We start from the raw sequence: 22,662 nt of genomic DNA on the forward strand, positions 1-22,662 counted from the left end.
GGCAGGGTTCCGGGGCAGGATCCTCGGAGAGCGCGACGATCACCGTCCACCCTCAGGAGGAGGCCGCATGGCATCCAGCAGCAAGCGCCCCCGCTCCGGCACGCCCGGTACGTCCGACGCGATCGGCACGTCCGGTCCGTACGGTGCCGACGCCGGTGCCGACGCCGACATCGCGACCGAGACGCCCGACACCTCGGCCGCTACCGGTGCCCGGGTGGCGGAGGAGGCCGCACCGCACGTCCGGGTGGCGGTGATCGGCTCCGGCTTCGGCGGCCTCGGCGCCGCGGTCCGGCTGCGCCGCGCCGGGATCACCGACTTCGTGGTCCTGGAACGCGCGGACTCCGTCGGCGGCACCTGGCGCGACAACAGCTACCCCGGCTGTGCCTGCGACGTGCCCTCGCACCTCTACTCCTTCTCCTTCGCGCCCAACCCCGACTGGCCGCGCAGCTTCTCGGGCCAGCCGGACATTCGCGCCTACCTGGAGAAGGTCGCGACCGTCTTCGGCCTCCGCCCCCACCTGCGCTTCAACGCCGAGGTGCTGGAGGCGCGTTGGGAGGCCGACCGGACCCGCTGGCGGATCACCACCTCGGCCGGCCAGTGGACCGCCGACGCCGTCGTCTCCGCCGCCGGACCGCTCGCCGACCCACAGGTCCCCGACCTGCCCGGGCTGAGCGGCTTCCCCGGCAAGGTCTTCCACTCCTCCCGCTGGGACCACGACTACGACCTGACGGGCAAGCGCGTCGCCATGGTCGGCACCGGCGCCTCCGCCGCTCAGATCATCCCGTCGATCCAGCCGAAGGTCGGCAAGCTCACCGTCTTCCAGCGCACCCCGGCCTGGGTCCTGCCGCGCCGCGACCGCGAGATCAGCCAACTGGAGAAGTGGCTGCACGGCCGCCTGCCGGTCACCGCGAAGGTGCGCCGCGGCGCGCTGTTCGCCCTCCGTGAGATCCAGGTCGACGCCTTCGTCCGCCGCCCCGGACTGCTGCGCCTGGTCCAGCAGTTCGCCGAGCGCCACCTCGCACAGGGCGTCCCGGACCCGGTGCTGCGCGCCAAGCTCACCCCGGACTACCGGATCGGCTGCAAGCGCATCCTGCTCAGCAACACCTACTACCCGGCGCTCGCCGCGGCCAACACCGAGGTCGTCGCCTCCGGCCTGCGCGAACTGCGCGGCTCCACGCTGGTCGCGGCCGACGGCAGCGAGCACGAGGTGGACGCCATCGTCTTCGGCACCGGCTTCCACGTCACCGACATGCCCATCGGCGACCGGGTGTTCGGCGTGAACGGCACCAGCCTGGCCGAGGAGTGGAAGGGCGGCATGGAGGCGCTGCGCGGCTCGACCGTGCGCGGCTTCCCGAACCTCTTCTTCGTGATCGGCCCCAACACCGGCCTCGGCAACAGCTCGATGATCCTCATGATCGAGTCCCAACTGAACTACATGATCGACGCGTTGACCACGCTCGGCTCGATCGGCGCCGCCGCGATGCAGCCGACGGCGCGGGCCCAGCGGCAGTGGAACCTCGAACTGCAGCACCGGATGGACCGCACCGTCTGGACCACCGGCGGCTGCCGCAGCTGGTACCTCGACCCGAGCGGCAAGAACACCGTGCTCTGGCCCGGCTCCACCACCTCGTTCCGCCGCGCCACCCGCAAGGTGGACCTCGGGGAGTACGAGCTGATCATGCGCGCCGCACCGGCCACCGCCCGTACCGTCCAGGAGGTTTCCGCATGAGTGCCGTCCACTTGCCTGACGGGTACGAACCGCCCGTACCCGTGGAGGAGTTGAGCGTCCGATCGGCGGACGGCGTCCGGCTGCACGTCGAGGTGCACGGCCAACCGGGCGCGCCCACCGTGGTGCTGGCGCACGGCTGGACCTGCTCGACCGCCTTCTGGGCCCCGGTGATCAACCGACTCGCGGACCGCTACCGGGTGGTGGCCTACGACCAGCGCGGCCACGGGCGGAGCGAGATCCCGCCGAGCCGGGCCCGCTACTCGACCAGGGCGCTCGCCGAGGACCTGTCCGCGGTACTCGCCCGGACCGTTCCGGTGGGTGAGCGGGCCGTGCTGGCCGGACACAGCATGGGCGGGATGACCATCATGGCCGCCGGCGGCCGCCCCGAGGTCGCCGAGCGCACCGCCGCCGCCGTCCTGATCTCCACCGGACCGGGCGAACTGGTGGCCGAGCTCACCGTCCTGCCCCCGGGCGTACGTTCCCCGGGTCTGCGCCGATTCCTGCACCGGCAGTTGCTGCGCTCCCGGCTGCCGCTCGGACCGGTCTCGCCGGTCAGCCGGGCGGCGCTCAAGTACGCGACCATGGGACCGAGTTCACCCGCCGGCCAGGTCGAGGCGACGGCCCGGATCGTGCACGCCTGCCCGACCGCCGTCCGGGCCAACTGGGCCGCCGTGCTCGACCGGCTGGACGTCCACGCCGGGCTCGCCCGGCTCGCCGCGCCCACGGCGGTGGTGGTCGGCACCAGCGACCGGCTGACGCCGCCGGTGCACGCGCACCGGATGGTCGCCGAACTCAACAACCCGCACGGGCTGTTGCTGCTGCCCGGGGTCGGGCACATGTCGCCGCTGGAACGCCCGGCGGAGGTCGCCGCCGAGATCCACCGGATGGCCGCCGAGCACCTGGTCGGCGTCGGCGTCGGCGTCGGCGTCGGCGCCGGCACCGACGCCACCGCTGCCAGCGCTTCCGCCGACTCCGCCGAGTTCACCGACTCCGCCGATGAGAGGACCGCCGTCGCATGACCGCCATCCCGCCGTTGTCCGCGCAGGTCGTCGTCGTCACCGGGGCCGCCCGCGGGGTCGGCGCGTCGCTGGCCCGCAAGCTCGCCCGGCGCGGGGCCAAGGTCGCCCTGCTGGGACTGGAACCGGAGGAGCTGAAGGCCGTCGCCGCCCAGTGCGGCCCGGACGCGACCAGCTGGGAGGTCGACGTCACCGACCTCGACGCGCTCGACGACACCGCCCACCGGATCAAGGAGCACTACGGGCGGATCGACACCGTCGTCGCCAACGCCGGGATCGCCATCGGCGGGCCGCTGACGGACAGCGACCACCGGGCCTTCAGCCGGGTCATCGAGGTGAACCTGCTCGGTAGCGTCGCCACCGCGCGGGCCTTCCTGCCGGCCCTCACCGAGAGCCGCGGCTACCTGCTGCAGATCGCCTCGCTGGCCGCGCTGACTCCGGCGCCGCTGATGAGCGCGTACTGCGCCAGCAAGTCCGGGGTGGAGGCCTTCGCCCACTCGATCCGCGCCGAGGTCGCCTACCAGGGTGTGAAGGTCGGTGTCGGATACCTGAGTTGGACCGACACCGACATGGTGCGCGGGGCCGACGAGGACGCCGTGCTGAAGCAGATGCGGTCGCGGCTGCCGTGGCCGGCGAACAAGACGTACCCGTTGGAGCCCGCGGTGGACCGGATCGTGGCCGGCATCGCCCGTCGGTCCGCGCACGTCTACGCCCAGGCCTGGCTGCGCGGCATGCAGCCGGTCCGCTGGCTGCTGCCGAGCCTGATCGCGGTGGTCGGCTCCCGGGACGTCGCCCGGCTCGCCCCGCAGCTCGCCGCCACCGCCGCGAGCCGGCTGCGGGCCGTCGGCGCCGGGGGCGCGGCGGACACGGTGGCCCGAGGGAGCCGCAGCGGGTCGGACAGCTGACGACCGACACGTGACAGGCGGCGGGTTGACCCACGAGGGGTGACAAGTAACAGGTAACAGCTGACAGCTGACAGATTTCGAAATCTGTCAGCTGTCAGCTGATATCTGTTCGTCGCCCCCGCCCCCGCCCTCGCCCGCGATCCGCGCCAGTACCCCCAGCGCCCGCGCCAGCACCGGCAGTGGTGGCGAGGCCAGCCCGACCCGGACGGCGGACGGCGAGCGCCGCGGGTCCACGGCGAACGCCGTCGCGGGCGTGACCGCGATCCCGGCGCGCGCCGCCGCCGCGACGAAGGTCTCGGCCCGCCAGGCGTCCGGCAGTTCCCACCACAGGTAGTACGAGCACGGGTCGGCCCGCAGCCGCTGTCCCGCCAGCACCTCGCGCGCCAGCAGCTGCCGGGCCGCCGCGTCCGCCCGCTTCGCCGCCTCGACCGCGGCCGGCGTGCCGTCCCCGATCCAGCGCACCGCCGCCTCCAGCGCGAACCCGCTGGGCGCCCAACCGCCCGACCGCAACGCGCCCGCCACCTGCTCCCGCAGCCCGGCCGGGACGATCGCGAACCCGGTGGTCAGACCGGGTGCCAGCCGCTTGGAGAGGCTGTCCACGAGAACGGTGCGCTCCGGCGCGAGCGCGGCCAGCGGTGTCAGCTCGGGCCGCAGGAAGGACCAGACGGCGTCCTCGACCACCGGCAGGTCGAGTCGCCCCAGCTCCTCCGCGAGCGCCACCGCCCGCTCGCGCGGCAGGCTCACGCCGAGCGGGTTCTGCAGTCGGGGTTGCACGTACACGGCGCGCAGCGGCGCCGCCCGGTGGGCGGCCGCGACGGCGTCCGGCAGCAGTCCGTGCTCGTCCATCGCCAGCGGCACCAGCCTGATGCCCAGCCGGTCCGCCGCCGCTTTGACGACCGGATAGGTGAGCGCCTCCACCCCCAGCCGTTGCCCGGGCGGCACCAGCGCGGAGAGCGCACCCGTGATGGCTTGCCGCCCGTTTCCCGCGAACAGCAGGTCCGCGGCGTCGACCTCCCAGGAGCCGGTGGAGAGCAGGCCCGCGAAGGCCCGTCGAGCCGCGCCCGTCCCGGCCGCGCCGACCGGCCGCAGCGCGTCGCCGAGCGCGTCCGCGCGCAGCAGCGGCGCCAGCGCGCCCGTCAGCAGCTCGAACTGCCCGGGAACGACCGGGTAGTTGAGCTCCAGGTCCACGGGCCCGTCGGCCGGCTCGGCGAGCGCGACCCGTCCGCTGTCCGCGCCGCGCCCGGCCCGGACGAAGGTCCCGCGCCCGACCTCTCCGACGGTCAGCCCGCGACGCCCCAGTTCGTGGTAGACCCGCCCGGCCGTCGACGCGGCGATGCCCCGGCTGCGGGCGAAGGCCCGCTGGGTGGGCAGCTGTTGGCCGGGCCGCAGCCGTCCGTCGGCGATGTCGGCGGCGACCCGGTCGGCGATCAGGCGGTAGTCGTCCATCGGCGTCGATCCCTCCGGGTCCTGCGGGCCCTCGTGTCCTGCGTGGCATGTGTCCCGCGCGCCCTGTGCCCTGCGCGCCCTGTGCCCCGCGCAGCTGTCGCGCCCCACCATCATTGCACCGAGCGCGAAGTCGTCATTGCGCCGAGCCGAGAGCCCGTCCTAGCCTCCTCCCATGGACACGCTGACATCCGCCGTGGACGGCCACGCCGCGCTCGGGATCGCCGCCGTGGCGCTGGGCATGGTGCTGTCGCCGGGGCCCAACATGATCTACCTGGTCTCGCGCTCGATCGCGCAGGGCCGCCGTGCCGGGCTGATCTCGCTGCTCGGGGTCGCGACCGGCTTCCTGGTGTACCTCGTCGCGGTGACGGCCGGGGTGGCCGCGGTGTTCTCGGTGGTGCCCGCCCTCTACACCGCGATCAAGCTGGCTGGCGCCGGCTACCTGCTCTGGCTGGCCTGGAAGGCGGTCAAGCCGGGCGGCACGGCGGTGTTCGCCCCGCAGCAGCTGTCGCCGGACCCGCCGCGCCGGCTGTTCACGATGGGGTTCCTGACCTGTCTGCTCAACCCCAAGATCGCCATCATGTACCTCTCGCTGCTGCCCCAGTTCGTGGCGCCGGAGCGCGGCCACGTCGCCCTGCAGAGCCTGCTGCTGGGGCTGATCCAGATCGTGATCGCGATCACCGTCAACGGACTGATCGCGATGAGCGCGGGCGGCATCGCCGCCTTCCTCAACCGCCGCCCGGCCTGGCTGCGCATCCAGCGCTACGTGATGGGCACCGTCCTCGCCGGCCTGGCCGTGCACATCGCCGCCGACCGGGCCAAGGCGGTGGCCGCTTAGGAACCGTCGGCAGCCGGAGGCGAGGAACGGCTGCCGGCCCGCTCCGGTGGACGGTCGGGGGCCGTGGTCGACGGGGGCACCGGGCGGTACCCGCGACCGGCGGTGCTCGTCCGCGCGGCCGCCCGCAGCACCTCGTACCCGGCCTGCACGAACCGTCCGTCCAGTGTCGGCCCGGTGTTGGCGAGCACCGCGACCGCGGCCGCCGTCTCCGGTGCGAACCCCACGAAGGCGGTGAAGCCCCGGGTCCCCCCGGTGTGGAAGTACAGCTCGCGCCCGCCCGAGCGGCGGCGGTTCCACACCAGGCACAACTCGTCGGTGGAGTGCGGCAGTCGCAGCCGCGCCCGCTGGACCTCGGTCAGCGCCTCCCGCAGCGCGCCGCCCCGACCGCCGAGGTGAGGCGCGTCGAGGTGCGGCGCGTCGAGGTGCGCCTGGAGGTAGCGCAGCAGGTCGGCCCCGCTCGACCGGACCGCGCCCGCTCCCGGCAGCCCGGGAATGCTCCACGGCGGGACGGCCCGGCCGCGCCGGTACCCGACCGCCCGGTTCGGCGCGTCCGGCGCGCAGGTGGTGGCGGCGAGGCCCAGCGGTCGGCAGACGCGCTCGGCGAGCAGCTGTCCGTACGGCCGTCCGCCCGCCTCGGCGAGCAGCCGGCCGAGCAAACCGACCCCGTAGTTGGAGTACCGGTACCGGCTACCGGGCGCGCACCGTAGGGTGGTTCGGGTCAGCGCGACCCGCAACTGCTCCTCGCCGAACGCGGCGTACGGGTTTCCGGTCCAGTCCGCGACGGCCCCCACGAGCAGCCCCGGCGGCAGCCGGGGAAGCCCCGAGGTGTGGGTGGCCAGGTGCAGCAGTCGGATCGGACCGCCCGAACGCACCGTCACCGGGGCCCAGTCGGGCGGGAGGTGGCGCTCCACCGGTTCGTCCAGCGCGAGTTCACCGTCCGCAGCCGCCGCCGCGAGCAGCAAGGCCGTGAACGTCTTGCTGACCGAGCCGAGTTCGAAGACGGTGTCCGGAGTGCACGGAGCCGACGCGGCCGACCTGCCCGCCGCGGCCGCCCGTTCGTGCCCGAGACGTTCGAGACGTCCGAGGCACGAGAGAGACCCGAGACGCTCGGCGCGCCCGAGGTGCCCGTAGCACCGCACCTGCTCCCGCCCCCCGCTCGCCACGGCCACCGTGACGGCGGTCGCGTACGGCGCGGCCGCCCGGACTGCCGCCCGGACGGCCGCGTCGAGCTCGTTCATTCTGCCGCCGCGTCGGTGCCGTTGAGCGCCCGGGAGAGGGTGACCGTCGCGGCCACCACCGCCACCACGGCGGTGTGTTCGTGCGCCCTGATCGCCGACTCCGGCTCTTCCTCGATGGGTTCGGCGTCCCGGGGAACCAGGCCGTCCTCCCGCTGCACCGCCGCCAGGGCCTCCCAGCCGGAACTGCCGAGCGCGGGCTCACCGATGCACGCGTCGACGATCAGCAGTTCGCCGACCAGGTCCCACTGGCCGATCTCCATCCAGATGTCGAGCCAGACCGGCAGCCAGGCGCGCAGGTAGTCGCGCATCGGCGCGGGCAGGTCCGCGGGCCGGGCGCCCCAGTCGGTGAGGTGGAAGACGGTGTGGGTGACCTGGTAGGCGATCGACCAGGCGATGGTCCACGGCTCGGGGAGCGCGCCGAGCCAGGTACGGGCGGCGAGTTCGGCCCAGTCCGGTCGGTGGCTCAGCCCGATGACCCGCCGCGCGTTCGCCACCGCGAGCTGGCGGCTGCCCTGGATCTCGACGGCGTGGACGGCCCGCAGCCGGCTGATCGATTCGAGCAACTCCTCCAGCGCGGCGTGCCGGTAGCCGACCCGGGCGAAGTGGGCGTACGTCTCCAGCGGGTCGGTGACCGTGACGTGCCGCAGTTGGCGCTCGTAGAGCATGTCGCCCTCGCGCAGCTGCTCCCAGGCGCCGTCGAGCATGTCGCGCGCGGCGCGGGCGTCCTGCGGTCCGGCGACGCCGTCGCGCAGGACCAGGGAGGAGGCCATCGCGGCCTCGCAGAGCGGCTTGTAGACGTCGTTCGGCTCGGCGAGGTCGATGATGGTGTTGTCCGAGAGCCGGCCCCAGCCGCCCTGGTAGCAGGTGTGCAGCCAGGAGAGCGCGCGGGTGCCGAGCTGTTGGGCGGTGGCGAGCACCTGGGTGTCGGTCATCGTGGCCCACCCTCCGACAGCCGTTCGGCGACGGCGAGTTCGAGCCTGGTGCGGACGGCGCCGATGCCGACCAAGCGGATCCGGTCCAGGATCGGCTCGACCTCCAGGTGCGGCGGCCGGTCCTCGGTGTCGGCCCACGCGAGCCAGCGGGCGAGCCGGACGGCGGTGGTGAAGTCGCGCCGGAGCATGGCGCGGGCGGTGCCGCGGGAGAGGTCCAGGACGTTCGCCCGGGCGGCGTCGTGGACCGGGCCGTCCAGCCCGGGCAGTGTGAGCACGGACAGCTGCGCCATCCGTACCGACCAGGCCTGCCAACCCAGTTCGGCCGGACCGGGCAGCGGCGCGGGCACGGAAACCGAAACCGGAGTCGAAACCGGAGTCGACACCGGAGTCGGAGCCGGAGCGGCATCCCGGTACGGGGTCCGGGCGAGCACCTGCTCGGCCGCCCAGTCCTGCCACGCGATGGCCAGCGCGGCCTCGGGGGAGGCCGGCGCCGGGGAGGGGAAGGCCCGCCGGGCCTCGGAGAGCAGTGCGGCGGTGGGTCCGTCGGGCTCGGCTCCGGTGAGCAGTTGCGGGGCGAAGAGGTCGGCGCCGAGCACGCGCACCGCGGCCAGCAGGGTGCGGGGCACGGGGGTGTCCGGGGCCGCGAGTGCGGCCGCACCCCCGCCGCCCCGGAGGGCGTCGAGGGTCCGGCCCGCCACCCGCTCGACCGCCGCGGCGTACTCGTCACGGAGAGGGGTCTCGGCGAATGGCATGGTGCTGAGGTCCTCCTTCAGGAGGTCGGGCGTGGGCGGGGCCCCGCGGGTGCGGGGCCCTGCGGACGGAGCGTGGCTACCGGGTCGGCTTCTCCTTGGGCCCCTTCGGGGACAGCAGGAGCAGGCCGAGCAGCAGCAGGCCACCGGCGGCCTCGGGCAGGTACGTGGGCGCGTCGGACACGACGGCCTCGTCCTCCACCATCAGGCTCGCTAGGGTTTCGGCCTCGGCCGACGTCGCGCTGCGTGACGTCGAAACCGATTCGGTCCGGAACTGAGTAAGCATCAGATGTGCCTCCTCGTCTGGCTTTCACCGCCCGGTCGGGCGGTGCCCCTGTCGACACTACGAGCACGACCGGATCCATGCATCCGCAACCCCCTGAGCTGGGACGTTGCACTCGGTGTGGGCTCGACTGCGGCGAGTCGGTACGGTCGGGGCATGACCACAGCCTTGATCACCGGCGCGACCGCCGGCATCGGAGCCGCCTTCGCCCGCCGACTCGCCCGCAGCGGCTACCGGCTCGTCCTGGTGGCGCGGGACACCGACCGCCTGGAGCGCGCCGCCGCCGACCTGCACGGAACGTACGGCGTCGAGGTGGAGGTGCTGACCGCCGACCTCGCGACCGACGAGGGCATCGGCGCCGTCGAGGCCCGGCTGGCCGACTCCGCCCGCCCGGTGGACCTCCTGGTCAACAACGCCGGCTTCGGCAACAAGGGCGCGTTCGGGACGGTCCCGCTGCAGGACGAGCTGGACATGCTGAAGGTGCACGTCGAGGCGATCCTGCGGCTGACCACGGCCGCGCTGCCCGGGATGCGCGAGCGTCGCCGGGGTGCGATCGTCAACGTCGCCTCGGTGGCGGCCTTCCTGCCGCGCGGCACGTACGGCGCGAGCAAGGCCTGGGTGGTCAGCTTCACCCAGGGCGTGCTGCGCGACCTGGGCGGCACGGGCGTGCGGATGATGGCGCTGTGCCCGGGCTTCACCCGGACGGAGTTCCACGAGCGGGCGGGCATGGGCACCGGCAACATCCCGGCCTGGTCCTGGCTCTCCGTCGAGCGGGTGGTGGACGAGGCGATGCGCGACCTGGCCCGCGGCCGGTCGTTGTCCGTGCCGAGCAAGCGGTACAAGATCGCGGTCGCGATCGCCCGGCTGCTGCCGCCCGGCGGGCTCGGCGGGCTCTCCTCGAAGGCGGCGCGCACCTACCGCACCGACTGACGGCCGGGGCGCGCCTCCTGGTGGCGGGGCGGTCGGGCGGGGCGGGGCAGGGCGGGGTCTGAGGCTGAGGCCCCGGCCCCGGCTCCGGCGGGAATAGAGGAAGCCTCACTATTAGCTTGTCTAACTATGAGCTATCCCCGCTATGCTGGGCGCCATTCGCCCGACCGCCCCATCGCCCCACCAGGGAGGACCGCCCTTGAGGCCCACCGTGATCGACTGGACCCCGCCCGAGCGCGCCGACGGTGAGCCCCGTCCGCCCGCCGAGTGGCGGCGGATCCTCGCGCTCTTCCGCCCGTACCGGGGCCGCCTCGCCACCGTCGGGCTGCTGGTCGCCGCCTCCGCCGTGGTCTCGGTCGTCTCGCCGTTCCTGCTGAGGGCCGTCCTGGACACCGCGATCCCGCAGGGCCGCACCGGCCTGCTCAGCCTGCTCGTGCTCGGGATGATCCTCACCGCCGTGGTGAACAGCGTCTTCAACGTCCTGCAGACGCTGATCTCCACCACCGTCGGCCAGCGCGTGATGCACGACCTGCGCACCGCCGTCTACGGGCACCTGCAGCGGCAGTCGCTCGCCTTCTTCACCCGCACCCGCACCGGCGAGGTGCAGTCCCGGATCGCCAACGACATCGGCGGCATGCAGTCCACGGTGACGTCCACCGCGACCAGCCTGGTCTCCAACCTCACCGCGGTGGTCGCCTCCGTCGTCGCCATGGCCGCCCTCGACTGGCGGCTCACCGTGGTCTCCCTGCTCCTGCTCCCGCTGTTCGTCTGGATCAGCCGCCGGGTCGGCCGGGAGCGCAAGAAGATCACCACCGAGCGGCAGAAGCAGCTGGCCGCGATGAGCTCGGCGGTCCAGGAATCGCTCTCGGTCAGCGGCATCCTGCTCGGCCGCACGATGGGCCGCTCCGACTCGCTCGCCCGCGAGTTCACCGAGCAGTCCGACCGGCTCGCCGACCTCGAAGTCCGGGCCGGCATGGCCGGACGCTGGCGGATGAACACCATCCAGATCGTGATGGCCGCGATGCCCGCGCTGATCTACTGGGCGGCCGGGCTGACCTCCGCGGCCGGCTCGCCGATCGTCTCGGTCGGCACCCTGGTCGCCTTCGTCACCCTCCAGCTGGGCCTCTTCCGCCCCACCGTGAGCCTGCTGTCCACCGGCGTGGACGTACAGACCTCGCTCGCGCTCTTCCAGCGCATCTTCGAGTACCTCGACCTGCCGGTGGAGATCGACGAGCCGGCCGACCCGGTCACCCTGACCGGGATCCGCGGCGAGGTCCGCTTCGACGGCGTCGACTTCCGCTACGACCCCGCGCAGGAGCGCCCGACCCTCTCCCGGGTCGACCTCCACGTCCCGGCCGGGAGTTCACTGGCCGTGGTCGGCGAGACCGGCTCGGGCAAGACCACCCTCAGCTACCTCGTCCCGCGGCTCTACGACGTCACCGGTGGCCGGGTCACCCTGGACGGCGTCGACGTCCGCGAACTCTCCTTCGACACCCTGGCCCGCGCGGTCGGCGTGGTCTCCCAGGAGACCTACCTCTTCCACGCCTCGGTCGCCGAGAACCTGCGCTTCGCCAAGCCCGGCGCCACCGACGCCGAACTGGTCGAGGCGGCCCGGGCCGCGCAGGTCCACGACACCATCGCCGCCCTGCCGGACGGCTACGACACCCTGGTCGGCGAGCGCGGCTACCGCTTCTCCGGCGGCGAGAAGCAGCGCCTCGCGCTCGCCCGGACGATCCTGCGCAACCCGCCGGTGCTCATCCTCGACGAGGCCACCAGCGCGCTCGACAACCGCACCGAGCGCGCCGTCCAGCAGGCCGTGGACACCCTGGCGGCCGGCCGGACCACCATCACCATCGCGCACCGGCTGTCCACCGTCCGCGCCGCCGACCAGATCGCCGTCCTGGACCACGGCGAGGTGGTCGAACTCGGCACGCACGACGAACTGGTGGAGCTGGACGGCCGGTACGCGGCCCTGCTGCGCCGGGAAGCGCCGGAGGCGGCCGCCGTGCCGAAGGCCGCCCTCGACCGCGTGTGAACCCCGGGACCGGCGGTGAACCCCCGGCGCGGCGCGTGAACCCCCGGCGCCGCGCGTGAACCCCCGGACGGTCAGGCCGCCTTCGGCACCTCGTTGTAGTTCTCCGCGACCTCCTGGCCGGAGAGTCGCTGGATCGCTTCCATCACCTCGTCGGTCACCTGCCGACGGGCCTTCAGCGAGCGCGCCTGCCCGTGCAGCTCGTCGAAGTGCAGCGGCTCGCCGAAGCGGACCGTCACCTTCTTGAGCCGCGGCACCCGCTTGCCCACCGGCAGGATCTGCTCCGGCCCCTCCAGCGCCACCGGCACCACCGGCACACCCGCGGTCAGCGCGAGCCAGGCGACGCCCGTCTTGCCCCGGTAGAGGCGGCCGTCCAGCGAGCGGGTGCCCTCGGGGTAGATGCCGAAGGCCTTGCCGTCCTCCAGGATCTCCAGCGCCGACTCCAGCGAGGCCTGAGCGGAACGGTAGGTGCCGCGTTCGACCGGCACCGCGCCGATCGCCTCGAAGAAGCCCTTGGAGAGCTTGCCCTTGAGCCCGGTGCCGGTGAAGTACTCGGCCTTGGCGAGGAAGTGGACCCGGCGCGGGGCGGTCAGCGGGATCACCACGCTGTCGATGAAGGACAGGTGGTTGCTGGCCAGGATCACCCCGCCCTTGCGCGGTACGTTCTCGACCCCCTCGATGACCGGCCGCCAGATTCCCCGCGAAACCGGTTTCAGCACCAGCTTGGTGATGAGGTCGAGCACGATTCCCTCCCTGGACGAACGACCGCCCGGGAGGTGCCCGGGCCTGCAATCAGATCCGCAGACTACGACACCCACCCCCGCGCCCGTCCACTCCCGCCGACCGTGGCGCACACCACGGACAGGTAGGGTACGGCCGTCCGAACCGAGCAACACCCCGCAGTACCCAGGAGGGCACGATGGAGACCACCGAGGCGATCAAGGCCTTTTTCGACCGCTTCGACAAGGACGGCGACGGCAAGATCACCCCGGCCGAGTACGCGCTCGCCGCGAACGAGATGGGCGACCACGACGTCACCCTCTCGATGGCCGAGGCCCTGATCCACAGCATGGACACCAACCACGACGGCGTCCTGACCTTCGACGAGTTCCTGGCCGCCCGCCGGCGCTGAGCCCGTGCCGACGGGGCCGGTCGCCGTACCGGCGGCACCGGCCCCGTCCGGCGGCCCGGCCGCTCACCGCGCCGGTCCCGGCCGCTCCCGGCCGCTCCCTCCGCGTCGTTCTCCGTTCGGGCCGCGCTTCCGCGTCGGCGCGGGGCGCTACCGCCTGTCGTCCACCGGGAACACCCGGCGCACCACCCGGTCCGCCGCCCCGCCGTCGTCCCAGACGCAGAACTTCGCCCGGAACCGTGCCCGCGCCCCCGGCGCCGGATCGCCCGCCAGCAGCGCCCGCGCCAGCTCCCCGGCGGTCTCCGTGACCGCTCCCGGCGGCTCCGCGAACAGGTCGAAGTAGACGCCACGCTCCCGCTGGTAGTCCTCCCAGTCCGGCGCGAAGACCACCACCGGCCGGTCCAGCACCGCGTAGTCGAACATCATCGACGAGTAGTCCGTCACCAGCACGTCCGCCGCGAGGTAGAGGTCCTCGACGGTCGGGTGCGCCGAGACGTCCACGATCCGCGCCGCGTCCCCGTCGGCCGCCAGGTCGCCCGGACCGCCGGTGTGGAAGTAGTGCGTGCGGACCAGCAGCGTGAAGTCCGGGCCCAGCCGCCCGGCCAGCTCGGCCACGTCCAGCAGGGGCACGTAACCGCCCTTGCCGCCACGGTGGGTCGGCGCGTACAGCACGGCTCTGGTGCCCGGCCGCAGCCCCAGCCGCTCGCGCACCGCGCGCACCTCCTCCGGGGTGGCGTCGGCCAGCCGGTCGTTGCGCGGGTAGCCGGTGTCGAGCATCTCGTACCGGCCGGGGAAGGCCCGGGCGAAGTGCTCGCTGGTGTGCGGGTTGGGGGAGACCAGGAAGTCCCAGCGGTCGATGGCCTCCTGGAGCAGGTCGAAGTCCATCCCCTCCGCCGCCTCCGGGCGGTCGCGCAGGTCCATGCCCATGGCCTTGAGCGGGGTGCCGTGCTGGGTCTGGACGTGCACCGAGCCGGGCCGCTTGACCATCGTGCGCGGGAAGTTGACGTTGTTGACGAAGTACTTGGCGGTCGCCATCACCTTGAGGTAGGCGGGGGTGTTGACGATCACGTACGGCACCCCGGGCGGCAGCGTGGCGGCCTGCCGGCGGTTCTCCACCACCCACACGCCCCGGATCCGCGGCGCGAGTTCCTTCGCCTTCTCGTAGATCGCCGCCGGGCTGCAGGCGTAACCCCGGTGCCAGTACGCGGCGTAGACCGCCAGGTGCTCGTCCAGCGGCAGCCGGCGGAACGCGTTGTACGCGGTGAACCGGGCGCCGCTGCGCACCCCCTTCTTCACCGCGGGCGCCACCGCCCGTGCCCCGCGCTTGAGTTCGCGCGGCAGCCGGCCGGTACGGCGCAGCTCGGCGTACGCGATCCGGGCGCCGCGGGCGGCCAGCCGGTACTGCACGCCGCGCACCCCGCCGGGGTAGCGGTAGCCGGCCGGGCGGTGGCGGTCGAAGTGCCGGGAGATCCGCTGGAAGAAGTCCCGGCGCCGGTCGGCGGGGACCAGTCCGGGGGTGTCGTAGACGTTGAGCGCCTGGCGGACGGTCCGGTCGAAGACCAGGGTGCGCAGCGAGTCCGGGACGGGCCGGCCGGGGCGGTCCGGGCGGTCCAGGAAGGCGAAGATCGCGTCGTACTGGGCGAAGACGTCGGCGTGCTTGGGGGAGGCGGTGGCGGTGATCGCGCCGTCCCGGCCGCGCCGGTAGTTGTAGCAGGGGCGGTCGACGTAGCGCAGCCGCTCGGCGGCCAGCAGCGCGGGGTAGGTGACCGAGATGTCCTCGTAGTAGCCCCGGCCGAAGGAGACGCCGAGGCCGTCCAGGAACTCGCGCCGGAACACCTTGTTCCACACCGACATCACGGTCTGGAACAGGGCCGGGTGCTCGGCCAGGGTGCAGCCCTCGACCAGCGGGGAGCCGGTCAGCACGTGGCGCCAGGGGTTGGACTCCGTCCCGCCGTCCGGGTAGACGTGGGTGAAGTCGGTGATCAGCACGTCGGCGGGCACCTCGCGGCGGCGTTCCTGCGCCAGCTCGTCGAGGACCACGCTGACGGTGCGCTCGGGCAGCCAGTCGTCGCTGTCCAGGAACCAGACGTACTGGCCGCGGGCCTGCGGCAGGGCGGCGGTGCGGGCGCCGCCGAGGCCCTGGTTCTCGGTGAGGTGCATCACCCGCAGCCGGGGGTCGCGGACCGCGTAGGCGTCCAGGATCGCGCCGGAGCCGTCGGGGGAGAGGTCGTCGACCGCGATGACCTCGAAGCGGGACTCCAGGGCGGGGGTGTCGCCGAGGATCGAGTCGAGGCAGCGCGGGAGGTACCGCTCCACGCCGTGGACCGGGAGCACGATGCTGAGGAGGAGGGACACGCTGGCCGAGTCTACCGATCCACCGGGCGCGACCTGCGCGGACGTCCGGTGCGGGCGGGCGGGCCGGGGATCCGCGGGATTTCGAGGGTTCTGGCGGGACCCCGGGGGCGTGATCGGGGGTGGGATCCAGGTGTGACTCGTGGGCGTGATCCACGGGGCGGACCCGGAACCGCCGGTGCCGGGCCCCTCACGGGGCGGCACCGGCAGTCAGGTGGCGGTCCGGCCGACCCTCTACGGCCGACCGCCGGTCCGGGCACCGCGCGAGCCTGGCCGCCGCAGCGTCGAGGCGGCCGGGCAGTGGCTCGCGGGAGCCGGAGTTCTTCATCACTCGAACACGTGCCTGGGTGCGGTGCGAGCACGGGCGCGTGCATCAGATATTGCTTGGAGTGTCGACGCGAGTCAATCCCTCGATTGTGTTCACTTCATGAAAGCGAGCTGTGAGTGGCTCCCAGCTGGGTGGCTCCATGGTCGGCGGCGGCCCCGAAGATCACTTTGTCGATCTGGCGGCTGTCCCCTATATGTGGTGTCGACGTGCGGAGGTCCGGGGGTGTGCGCGGGCGCCCGGTCCGGTGCCGTGCCGGGAGCCGCCGCAGCGCCCCACGTGCGCCGGGCGCGAGGGGCGCGGACGGGTGCCGGACCCGCACTTCCGGGCCCTGGTGACGGATGCCTGGTCGTGCACCATCATTGATGCCTAGTCGTGATCGGCCGGGTGGCCCCTGGTGCATCGTCAGTTGACGCCGCACGATACGGTGGCACAACACCAAGGACGGTTGCGCGAAGGCCGTCTGTCACGGATAGTCTTCGCCTCACGGCCCTGGCGCCTCGTAGGGGTGGGAAAACTGATGGAACACATGCAAGTGCGGACTCGGCCCCGTGTGCCGGCGATCCAGTGCGGTGTCGGCACGACCGGCCGCCGGATCGAGCGACACCTGGCCGTGCTCGGCGCGCCCGCGCTCCCGGCGGTGGACACCGCCGAGGCGCTCGGGCTGATAAGGGAGCTGACGCCTCGCGGCGCCGAGGCCCCGGCGACCCGTCGTCGCCACACCAGGATCTCGCTGCTGACGCCGCTGCGTCGGCTGCGGCGGAGCCTCTTCGGCGGGCGCGGTTAGGGGTTCGTCCCCGGCCGTCGCCAGTCGTCGTCCCGTCCTGGCCGGGAGCAGACCCGGTGGACCCTCCGGTCCGCCGGGTCATTGGTGTGTCCGGGCGGCTTCCGACTCCGGGGGCGCTGTTCCGGGGCGGTTCGTAACCCCGTTGTGGTCTGAACCTTTCACCCTATGCGAGTTCGCCTCCCCGGTGCGGCGAGTCGGCGAGGCAGTACGCCGGGCCCCCTGACCTGGGCCAGGATGGCGCCATGGCGGACAACAACCACTCCACCCCGACCGATCGCTTCCGGACCACCACCCTCCAGATCACCACGGGCAGCCGCGAGGTCGCCCTCGACATCACCGACCGCTGCGCGGCGTTCCTCGACGAGCAGGCCGCCGGGCGCGACGGCCTGCTCAACGTCTTCGTGCCGCACGCCACCGCCGGGATCGCCGTCCTGGAGACCGGCTCCGGCAGCGACGAGGACTTCCTCGCCACCCTGCGCGAACTGCTCCCGGCCGACGACCGATGGCGCCACCGGCACGGCAGCCCCGGACACGGCCGGGACCACGTGGTGCCCGGACTGGTCGCCCCGCACGCCACCCTGCCGGTGGTCGGCGGCCAACTCGCGCTCGGCGTCTGGCAGTCCGTGGTGCTGGTCGACACCAACGGGGACAACCCGCGGCGCACCGTCCGGCTGTCCTTCCTGGGCTGAGTCCGGGCGGGCCGGTCCGGCCGGGCTGGTTGCCGGTGGCTCGCGGCTACCGGCCGACGTGGGCGGCCACCGCCGCGAGGTAGCGCTCGATCGCCAGGTGCTGGAGGAGCAGCGCGACCGGGCGGCCCAGCCGCGCGTACCAGGCGGACAGCCGGGAGAACGCGGTGACCTCGAACCACACCTCCCCGTCGGCGTCCATCGACACCAGGAACGCCTCCTCGCCGCACTCCGGGTGCCCGGGGAGCGTCCCGTACGCGAACCCGACCCGGTCCGGCCCGTCCACCGTCCACACCACCCGGCAAGGGATCACCAGCCGCGGCCACCGGCTGCCCGGCAGGCTCAGCCGCAGCAGCACCGTCTCCCCGCCCCGGGCCGGGCCGCCGGGGTGGACGGCGAACCCGCTGCCCACCTGGCTGCCCCAGCCGAGCACGTACCGCCCGGCCCGCCGCAGCACCTCCGGCCCGCGTCCGAGGTGCACCCGCCGCCGCAGGTGCGCGTACCCGTTCGGCAACCGCCCACCCCGGGTGGCCCCCACTTCGGCGTACGAGGGCACGGCGGCGCGGGCGGCGAGCAGACGCCGGCGGAGGTCGGTAGCCATGCCGGCCACGGTAACCGCCGGCCGGAACCGACCGATCGGCGGGCCGGGCCGGGGGCGTCTTGCGGTGGGGTGGAGTGGCGGAGTAGGAAGGCGGCATGAGTGACAGCGCGACGAACGAGTCCACGCCGGTCTGCGAACTCGCACCCGACGCCGGTGGTGCCGAGGCGGCGCTGCGGCACGATCCGGCGGCGTCCGGGCCGCGTGCGGACTGCGTGCTGTGCGGAGAGCCGACCGAGCTGCCCGCCGACCGGTCGGGCAGCACGCTCTGCCCGGTGTGCGCGTGGCAGCAGGCGCAGCGGATCGCCTGCTCGGGGTGAGGCCGCTTCCTGGCTGAGGCCGGTCGGCCGGCTGAGCTGCGGCTGAGCTGTCGGCGTCAGGCGTCCTCCCGTCCGGCCAGGGCCAGGGTCGAGCCGCGTCGGCCCTTGCGGACCAGCAGCTGGGCCGGGACGCGGCTGCGCAGGTCGGCGACGTGGCTGACGATGCCGACCGCGCGGTCCCGTTCGCGCAGGCCGTCGAGGACGTCCATCACCTCCTCCAGGGACTGCTCGTCGAGCGTGCCGAAGCCCTCGTCGATGAACAGGGTGTCCAGCGGCATGCCGCCCGCCTCGTCGGTCACCACGTCGGCGAGGCCCAGGGCGAGGGAGAGCGAGGCGAAGAAGCTCTCGCCGCCGGAGAGGGTCGAGGTGTCCCGCTCGGTGCCCGTCCAGGCGTCCACCACCCGCAGGGCCAGGCCCGAGCGCTTGGCGCCGGTGCCCCGGTCGTCGCTGTGCACCAGGGTGTAGCGCCCGCCGGACATCCGGACCAGCCGGTCGCTGGCGGCCGCCGCGACCTGCTCCAGCCGGGCCGCCAGCACGTACGACTCCAGGCGCATCCGCAGTCGGTTCTCGGCGGAGGTGCCGGCGGTCAGCATGGCGAGCCGGTTGATCCGCCCGTACCGGTCCAGCGCCGGGGCCAGTTCGGCGGCGAGTCCGGCCAGCTGCCGTCCGATCGCGGCCAGCGCCCCGCAGCGCTCGCGGGCCGCGGCCTCAGCGGCGTGCGCCCGCCCGAGCCGGTCGGTCGCGGCGCGGAGCGCGGCCGCGGCGGCGGGCAGGTCGACCGGCGGACGGGCCGCGGCCTCGGCCAGCTCCGGCAGGTCCAGCTCGCGCCGGACGGCGGCCGTCTCCGTGCGGTGCCGCTCCAGCCGGGCCTCCAGCCGCTCGCGCTCCTCGCGCGGCAGCAGGACCGCGAGTGCGGCCCCGGCGTCCGGGAAGCCCGCCGCGGTGGCGGTCCGGCCCAGTTCGCCCTCGGCCTCGTCGAGCCGGGCCGCCGCCTCGGTGTGGGCCCGGGCCGCCGCCGCCGCGGCGGCGACCTGCTCGGTGAGGCGGGTCAGGGCCGCGGCCCGGTCGGCGACCGAGGCCGCCTCGCCCCGGGCGGCCGCCACCCGGGCGGTCAGCGCTTCCTGCTCGGTGCCGAGCTTCAGCAGCCGGTCGGTGAGGACGGCGGCGCGCTCCTTGGCCTCGTGCAGCTCGTCGCCGCGGCGGGCGCGGTCCCGCGACAGCCGGGCGATCTCCTGCTCGACCCGGCCGAGCCCCTCCGCCGTGTGCCGGGCCTCGCGGTGCTCGCGCTCCAGCTCGGCGAGGGCCCGCGCCGACGCGTCCGCGCTGTCCGGCCCGGCCGCGCCGGCGGCGGTGGCCTCGCGCACCCGCAGCGCGGTGAGCGCCTGGTCGGCCTCCGTCCAGGCCTGTTCGGCGACGGCCTGGGCGCGGCGGGCCCGCTCCTCGTCCTCGGCGCCGACCCGGCCGCCGGGCGCCGCCTCGGCGGGTGCCGGGTGCGCGGGCGAGCCGCAGACCCGGCAGGCCTCGCCGCTCCGCAACTGCTCGGCCAGCTCGGCGGCCATGCCCGCCAGCCGTCGGTCCCGCAGGTCCAGGCTGTGTTCGCGGGCGTCCAGCGCGGCGGCGCGCAGCCCGGCGACCCGCGGTTCGGCCGTCGCGATCTCGGCGCGCAGGCCGTCGCGCTCCCTGGCCGCGGCCAGGCGGGTGGTCAACTCGGCTCGCTGAAGGTCCAGTTGCTCGACCCTGGCGGTCGCGGCGAGGGCCCGGGAGTGCTCCTCCTCCAGACGGTTCAGCTCGCCCTCGAACTCGGCCAGCCAGTCCTCGGCCTCCTCGGCCAGCGCCTCGGCCGAGGCCCGGTCCGCCGTCAAGGAGCGCTGCTCGCGGGCGAGTTCGGCGCACTTCCGCTCCTCCGCGCGGGCCGTCTCCAGTCGGACGACCTCGGCCCGCAGCCGCAGCTCGGTCTCGGCCAGCTCGGCGGCGCCGGCCCCGTGGAGCCCCCGGCCCTCCCCGCCGGGGGCGGCGGCCAGCGCCTCGCGGTGCCGCTGCTCCGCCGTCCGGGCGCGCCGCAGCGCCTCGGCCGCGCCCTCCCGCAGTCGCAGCGCGGACTCCACCCCGAGGGCCTCGTGGGCGGCGGCCAACCGCTGCCGGTCCCGCGCCGCCTCGGGCTCGAACGCGGCCAGCCGCTCGGCCCGCTCCAGCGCCTCGCGGTGCCGGCGCTGCCGCCCGGCCAGCTCCTCGGCGGCCTCGCGGTGTCGCTGGGCCGTTCCCTGTGCCGCCTCGGCGCCCGCGAGCGCCGCCTCCGCGACGGCGAGCTGCTCGGCCGCGCCGCTGCGCAGGACCGCCGCCCAGCCGAGCACCCCGGCGGTCAGCCCGGCGGAAGCGTCCTCGGCCGGGACCCAGCCCTCGGCGGGCTCGGCAGCCGGGCCGGCCGCCTGCTCGGCCTTGCTGGCGAGGTCGCGCAGCCGCCGCCGGCCCGCCTGGACCGCCGCCTCCTGGGCGCGCCGCTGCTCGGCCAGCCAGTCCTCGACCAGCCGGTACCGCTCGGTGTCGAACAGCCGCCGCAGCAGCTTGCCGCGCTCCTCCGAGTCGGCCTTGAGGAAGCGGGCGAAGTCGCCCTGCGGCAGCAGCACCACCTGGCAGAACTGCTCCCGGTTCATGCCGATCAGCCGGAGGACCTCCTCCCCGACCTCCTGGTGCGACTTGCTGATCCCCCGCCAGCCCGGCGAGCCGTCGCCGGAGTCGGCGACCCATTCGCGCAGCAGCGTCTGCGCCCGCTCGACGGTCGTCCCGCTGCCCACCTTCTTCGGTCGGCGCTGTTCCGGCAGGCGGGTGATCTGCAGTCGCCGCCCGCCGAGCGTCAACTCCAGTCGGACCTCGGTCAGACGGGTCGGGTCGGCGTGGTCGCTGCGCAGCCGGACGGCGCGGCGGGCGCCCGGCGTCTCGCCGTACAGGGCGAAGCAGACCGCGTCCAGGACGCTGCTCTTGCCCGCGCCCGTCGGGCCGCGCAGCAGGAACAGCCCGCCGGCGGCGAGCGCGTCGAAGTCGACCGTCTCGGAGCCCGCGAACGGGCCGAAGGCGGTGACGGTGAGCCGGTGCAGCCTCATCGGGGCAGGTCCGCCTTCCGGTCGGTGGTCTCCCGGACGCGCTCGAAGCCCTCGCGCAGCCAGCCGAGCTCGTCCGGTTCCGGCTCGGCACCGGGGCGGACGTGCCGCAGGAAGCCCTCGGCGATCTCCAGGTCGTCCCGGCCGCTCACCCGCGCCGCGTACGACGAGGAGGGCTCGGCACCGGACTCCTCGGGATCGAAGAGCAGCTGCAGGGTGTGCGGGAAGCGGCGGCGCAGCTTCTCCATCGGCTCGCTCGGCCGGGCGGCGTCGGTGAGCGTGGCCTGCACCCAGGACTGCTCGTGCTCGGCGTACCGCTCGTCGGTGAGCAGTTCCGCCAGGGTGCCGCGCAGGGTGGCGAGGCGGCGCGGCTCGGGGCAGGGGACGCGTTCGGCGGCCACCGAGCCGTCGGCCGCGAGGTCGACCAGCCACATGCTCTTGCCCTGGTACACCTCGGAGAAGGAGTAGGCGAGCGGGGAGCCGCTGTAGCGCAGGTGCGGGGCGAGCGTCTGGCAGCCGTGCAGGTGGCCCAGCGCGACGTAGTGCACCCCGTCGAACACCGAGGCGGGCACCGCGGCGACGCCGCCGACCGCGATGTCCCGCTCGCTGTCGCTCGGCGCGCCGCCGGTGACGAAGGCGTGCGCCAGCACCACCGCGCGGGTGCCGGCCGGGCGCGCCGCCAGATCGGCCCGGACCTCCTCCATCGCGGCCCCGAGCACCGCCGCGTGCCCGCCCTTCGTCAGCCCGAACCGCTCGCGCACCAGCGTGGGCTCCAGGTACGGCAGCCCGTACACCGCGACCGGCCCGTGCCCGTCGGCCAGCACCACCGGCCTGGCGCACTCGCCCGGATCCGTCCGCAGGTGGATCCCGGCCCGGCCGATCAGCCCCGCCCCGACCCCGAGGCGGCGGGCCGAGTCGTGGTTGCCGCTGATGAACACCGTCGGCACGCCGAGATCCGCCAGCCGGTGCAGGACGTCGTCGAACATCGCGACCGCTTCCAGCCCCGGCAGCGCCCGGTCGTAGACGTCCCCGGCGACCAGCACGGCGTCCACGCCCTCGGCCCGGACCACCTCCACCAGGTGGTCCAGGAAGGCCCGTTGGGCGTCGTGCAGGCTCTCCCGGTGGAACGTGCGCCCGAGATGCCAGTCGGAGGTATGCAGCAGTCGCATGGTCCCCGACCCTAACGCGCGGCACTGACAATCCCGCCCGGATCCGTGGAGGCGTGCGTCTCACGCGTACCGGGGGCCGGTCGGGCCGCTGCCGGGCGCCCGGACCGTC

20 protein-coding genes are annotated in these 22,662 nt (G+C 74.4%); 10 read left to right on the forward strand and 10 right to left on the reverse strand.

Going from position 1 to position 22,662, the window contains the following annotated elements; translation table 11 throughout:
- Positions 1–67: 67 nt before the first annotated feature.
- From AB0Q99_RS05910 to AB0Q99_RS05920, 3 genes are read left to right on the forward strand one after another with little or no spacing between them, the layout of a single operon-like run.
- On the forward strand, positions 68–1,729 hold the full coding sequence (locus tag AB0Q99_RS05910; protein ID WP_363568870.1) for an NAD(P)/FAD-dependent oxidoreductase: 1,662 nt from the start codon (positions 68–70) through the stop codon (positions 1,727–1,729).
- On the forward strand, positions 1,726–2,748 hold the full coding sequence (locus AB0Q99_RS05915) for an alpha/beta hydrolase (protein WP_363568872.1): 1,023 nt from the start codon (positions 1,726–1,728) through the stop codon (positions 2,746–2,748). The genes AB0Q99_RS05910 and AB0Q99_RS05915 overlap by 4 nt, the downstream gene beginning before the upstream one ends.
- Entirely contained in the window at positions 2,745–3,650 is a 906-nt protein-coding gene (locus tag AB0Q99_RS05920) for an SDR family oxidoreductase (protein WP_363568874.1), read from the forward strand. Before AB0Q99_RS05915 ends, AB0Q99_RS05920 begins: the two co-directional genes overlap by 4 nt.
- 87 nt (positions 3,651–3,737) lie before the next feature.
- Here AB0Q99_RS05920 and AB0Q99_RS05925 read toward each other — a convergent pair whose 3' ends face one another.
- On the reverse strand, positions 3,738–5,096 hold the full coding sequence (locus tag AB0Q99_RS05925; protein WP_363568876.1) for a PLP-dependent aminotransferase family protein: 1,359 nt from the start codon (positions 5,094–5,096) through the stop codon (positions 3,738–3,740).
- Positions 5,097–5,268: 172 nt separating this feature from the next.
- Here AB0Q99_RS05925 and AB0Q99_RS05930 point away from each other — a divergent pair, with 172 nt between their 5' ends.
- Positions 5,269–5,931 (forward strand): LysE family translocator, encoded by a 663-nt coding sequence (locus AB0Q99_RS05930; protein ID WP_363568878.1) that lies wholly within the window; start codon positions 5,269–5,271, stop codon positions 5,929–5,931.
- On the opposite strand, the gene AB0Q99_RS05935 is transcribed toward AB0Q99_RS05930, so the two are convergent.
- The 4 genes from AB0Q99_RS05935 to AB0Q99_RS05950 form a co-directional block, all read right to left on the reverse strand.
- Positions 5,928–7,169 (reverse strand): serine hydrolase domain-containing protein, encoded by a 1,242-nt coding sequence (locus AB0Q99_RS05935; RefSeq protein WP_363568880.1) that lies wholly within the window; start codon positions 7,167–7,169, stop codon positions 5,928–5,930. The two genes, AB0Q99_RS05930 and AB0Q99_RS05935, sit on opposite strands and share 4 nt — an antisense overlap.
- Positions 7,166–8,101, reverse strand: a complete 936-nt coding sequence (locus AB0Q99_RS05940; protein ID WP_363568882.1) for a hypothetical protein — start codon at positions 8,099–8,101, stop codon at positions 7,166–7,168. The genes AB0Q99_RS05935 and AB0Q99_RS05940 overlap by 4 nt, the downstream gene beginning before the upstream one ends.
- Positions 8,098–8,853, reverse strand: a complete 756-nt coding sequence (locus tag AB0Q99_RS05945) for a hypothetical protein (RefSeq protein WP_363568884.1) — start codon at positions 8,851–8,853, stop codon at positions 8,098–8,100. Before AB0Q99_RS05945 ends, AB0Q99_RS05940 begins: the two co-directional genes overlap by 4 nt.
- 76 nt (positions 8,854–8,929) lie before the next feature.
- Entirely contained in the window at positions 8,930–9,055 is a 126-nt protein-coding gene (locus AB0Q99_RS05950) for a hypothetical protein (protein WP_363568886.1), read from the reverse strand.
- A gap of 234 nt (positions 9,056–9,289) precedes the next feature.
- On the opposite strand from AB0Q99_RS05950, the gene AB0Q99_RS05955 reads away from it, so the two are divergent.
- The gene (locus AB0Q99_RS05955) at positions 9,290–10,063 is read left to right on the forward strand and encodes an SDR family oxidoreductase (protein WP_363568888.1); all 774 of its coding nucleotides are present in this window, start codon (positions 9,290–9,292) and stop codon (positions 10,061–10,063) included.
- Positions 10,064–10,259: 196 nt separating this feature from the next.
- A complete protein-coding gene (locus tag AB0Q99_RS05960) occupies positions 10,260–12,095 on the forward strand; it encodes an ABC transporter ATP-binding protein (protein ID WP_363568889.1) in 1,836 nt (611 codons plus the stop codon).
- A 71-nt stretch (positions 12,096–12,166) separates the two neighbouring features.
- On the opposite strand, the gene AB0Q99_RS05965 is transcribed toward AB0Q99_RS05960, so the two are convergent.
- Positions 12,167–12,835 (reverse strand): lysophospholipid acyltransferase family protein, encoded by a 669-nt coding sequence (locus tag AB0Q99_RS05965; RefSeq protein WP_363568891.1) that lies wholly within the window; start codon positions 12,833–12,835, stop codon positions 12,167–12,169.
- Between the two features lie 176 nt (positions 12,836–13,011).
- Between AB0Q99_RS05965 and AB0Q99_RS05970 the strand changes: the two genes are divergently transcribed.
- The gene (locus tag AB0Q99_RS05970; RefSeq protein ID WP_360250369.1) at positions 13,012–13,224 is read left to right on the forward strand and encodes an EF-hand domain-containing protein; all 213 of its coding nucleotides are present in this window, start codon (positions 13,012–13,014) and stop codon (positions 13,222–13,224) included.
- Between the two features lie 147 nt (positions 13,225–13,371).
- Here the strand turns inward: AB0Q99_RS05970 and AB0Q99_RS05975 are convergent, their stop codons facing one another.
- Positions 13,372–15,576 (reverse strand): bifunctional glycosyltransferase family 2 protein/CDP-glycerol:glycerophosphate glycerophosphotransferase, encoded by a 2,205-nt coding sequence (locus AB0Q99_RS05975; protein WP_363568893.1) that lies wholly within the window; start codon positions 15,574–15,576, stop codon positions 13,372–13,374.
- Between the two features lie 842 nt (positions 15,577–16,418).
- On the opposite strand from AB0Q99_RS05975, the gene AB0Q99_RS05980 reads away from it, so the two are divergent.
- On the forward strand, positions 16,419–16,685 hold the full coding sequence (locus tag AB0Q99_RS05980) for a hypothetical protein (RefSeq protein WP_078891221.1): 267 nt from the start codon (positions 16,419–16,421) through the stop codon (positions 16,683–16,685).
- A 242-nt stretch (positions 16,686–16,927) separates the two neighbouring features.
- Positions 16,928–17,374 carry a secondary thiamine-phosphate synthase enzyme YjbQ gene (locus AB0Q99_RS05985; RefSeq protein WP_363568895.1) on the forward strand — a complete coding sequence of 149 codons (447 nt, stop codon included), beginning with the start codon at positions 16,928–16,930 and terminating at the stop codon, positions 17,372–17,374.
- 46 nt (positions 17,375–17,420) lie between these two features.
- On the opposite strand, the gene AB0Q99_RS05990 is transcribed toward AB0Q99_RS05985, so the two are convergent.
- On the reverse strand, positions 17,421–17,972 hold the full coding sequence (locus tag AB0Q99_RS05990; protein WP_363568897.1) for a DUF1990 domain-containing protein: 552 nt from the start codon (positions 17,970–17,972) through the stop codon (positions 17,421–17,423).
- A 95-nt stretch (positions 17,973–18,067) separates the two neighbouring features.
- On the opposite strand from AB0Q99_RS05990, the gene AB0Q99_RS05995 reads away from it, so the two are divergent.
- Positions 18,068–18,289 (forward strand): hypothetical protein, encoded by a 222-nt coding sequence (locus tag AB0Q99_RS05995; protein WP_363568899.1) that lies wholly within the window; start codon positions 18,068–18,070, stop codon positions 18,287–18,289.
- A gap of 56 nt (positions 18,290–18,345) precedes the next feature.
- Here the strand turns inward: AB0Q99_RS05995 and AB0Q99_RS06000 are convergent, their stop codons facing one another.
- A complete protein-coding gene (locus AB0Q99_RS06000; protein ID WP_363568901.1) occupies positions 18,346–21,387 on the reverse strand; it encodes an SMC family ATPase in 3,042 nt (1,013 codons plus the stop codon).
- Positions 21,384–22,553 (reverse strand): exonuclease SbcCD subunit D, encoded by a 1,170-nt coding sequence (locus tag AB0Q99_RS06005; RefSeq protein WP_363568903.1) that lies wholly within the window; start codon positions 22,551–22,553, stop codon positions 21,384–21,386. The genes AB0Q99_RS06000 and AB0Q99_RS06005 overlap by 4 nt, the downstream gene beginning before the upstream one ends.
- Positions 22,554–22,662 lie beyond the last annotated feature (109 nt).

The sequence above is a fragment of the Kitasatospora sp. NPDC086791 genome (genome assembly GCF_040685975.1).
Taxonomy (GTDB): Bacteria; Actinomycetota; Actinomycetes; order Streptomycetales; family Streptomycetaceae; genus Kitasatospora.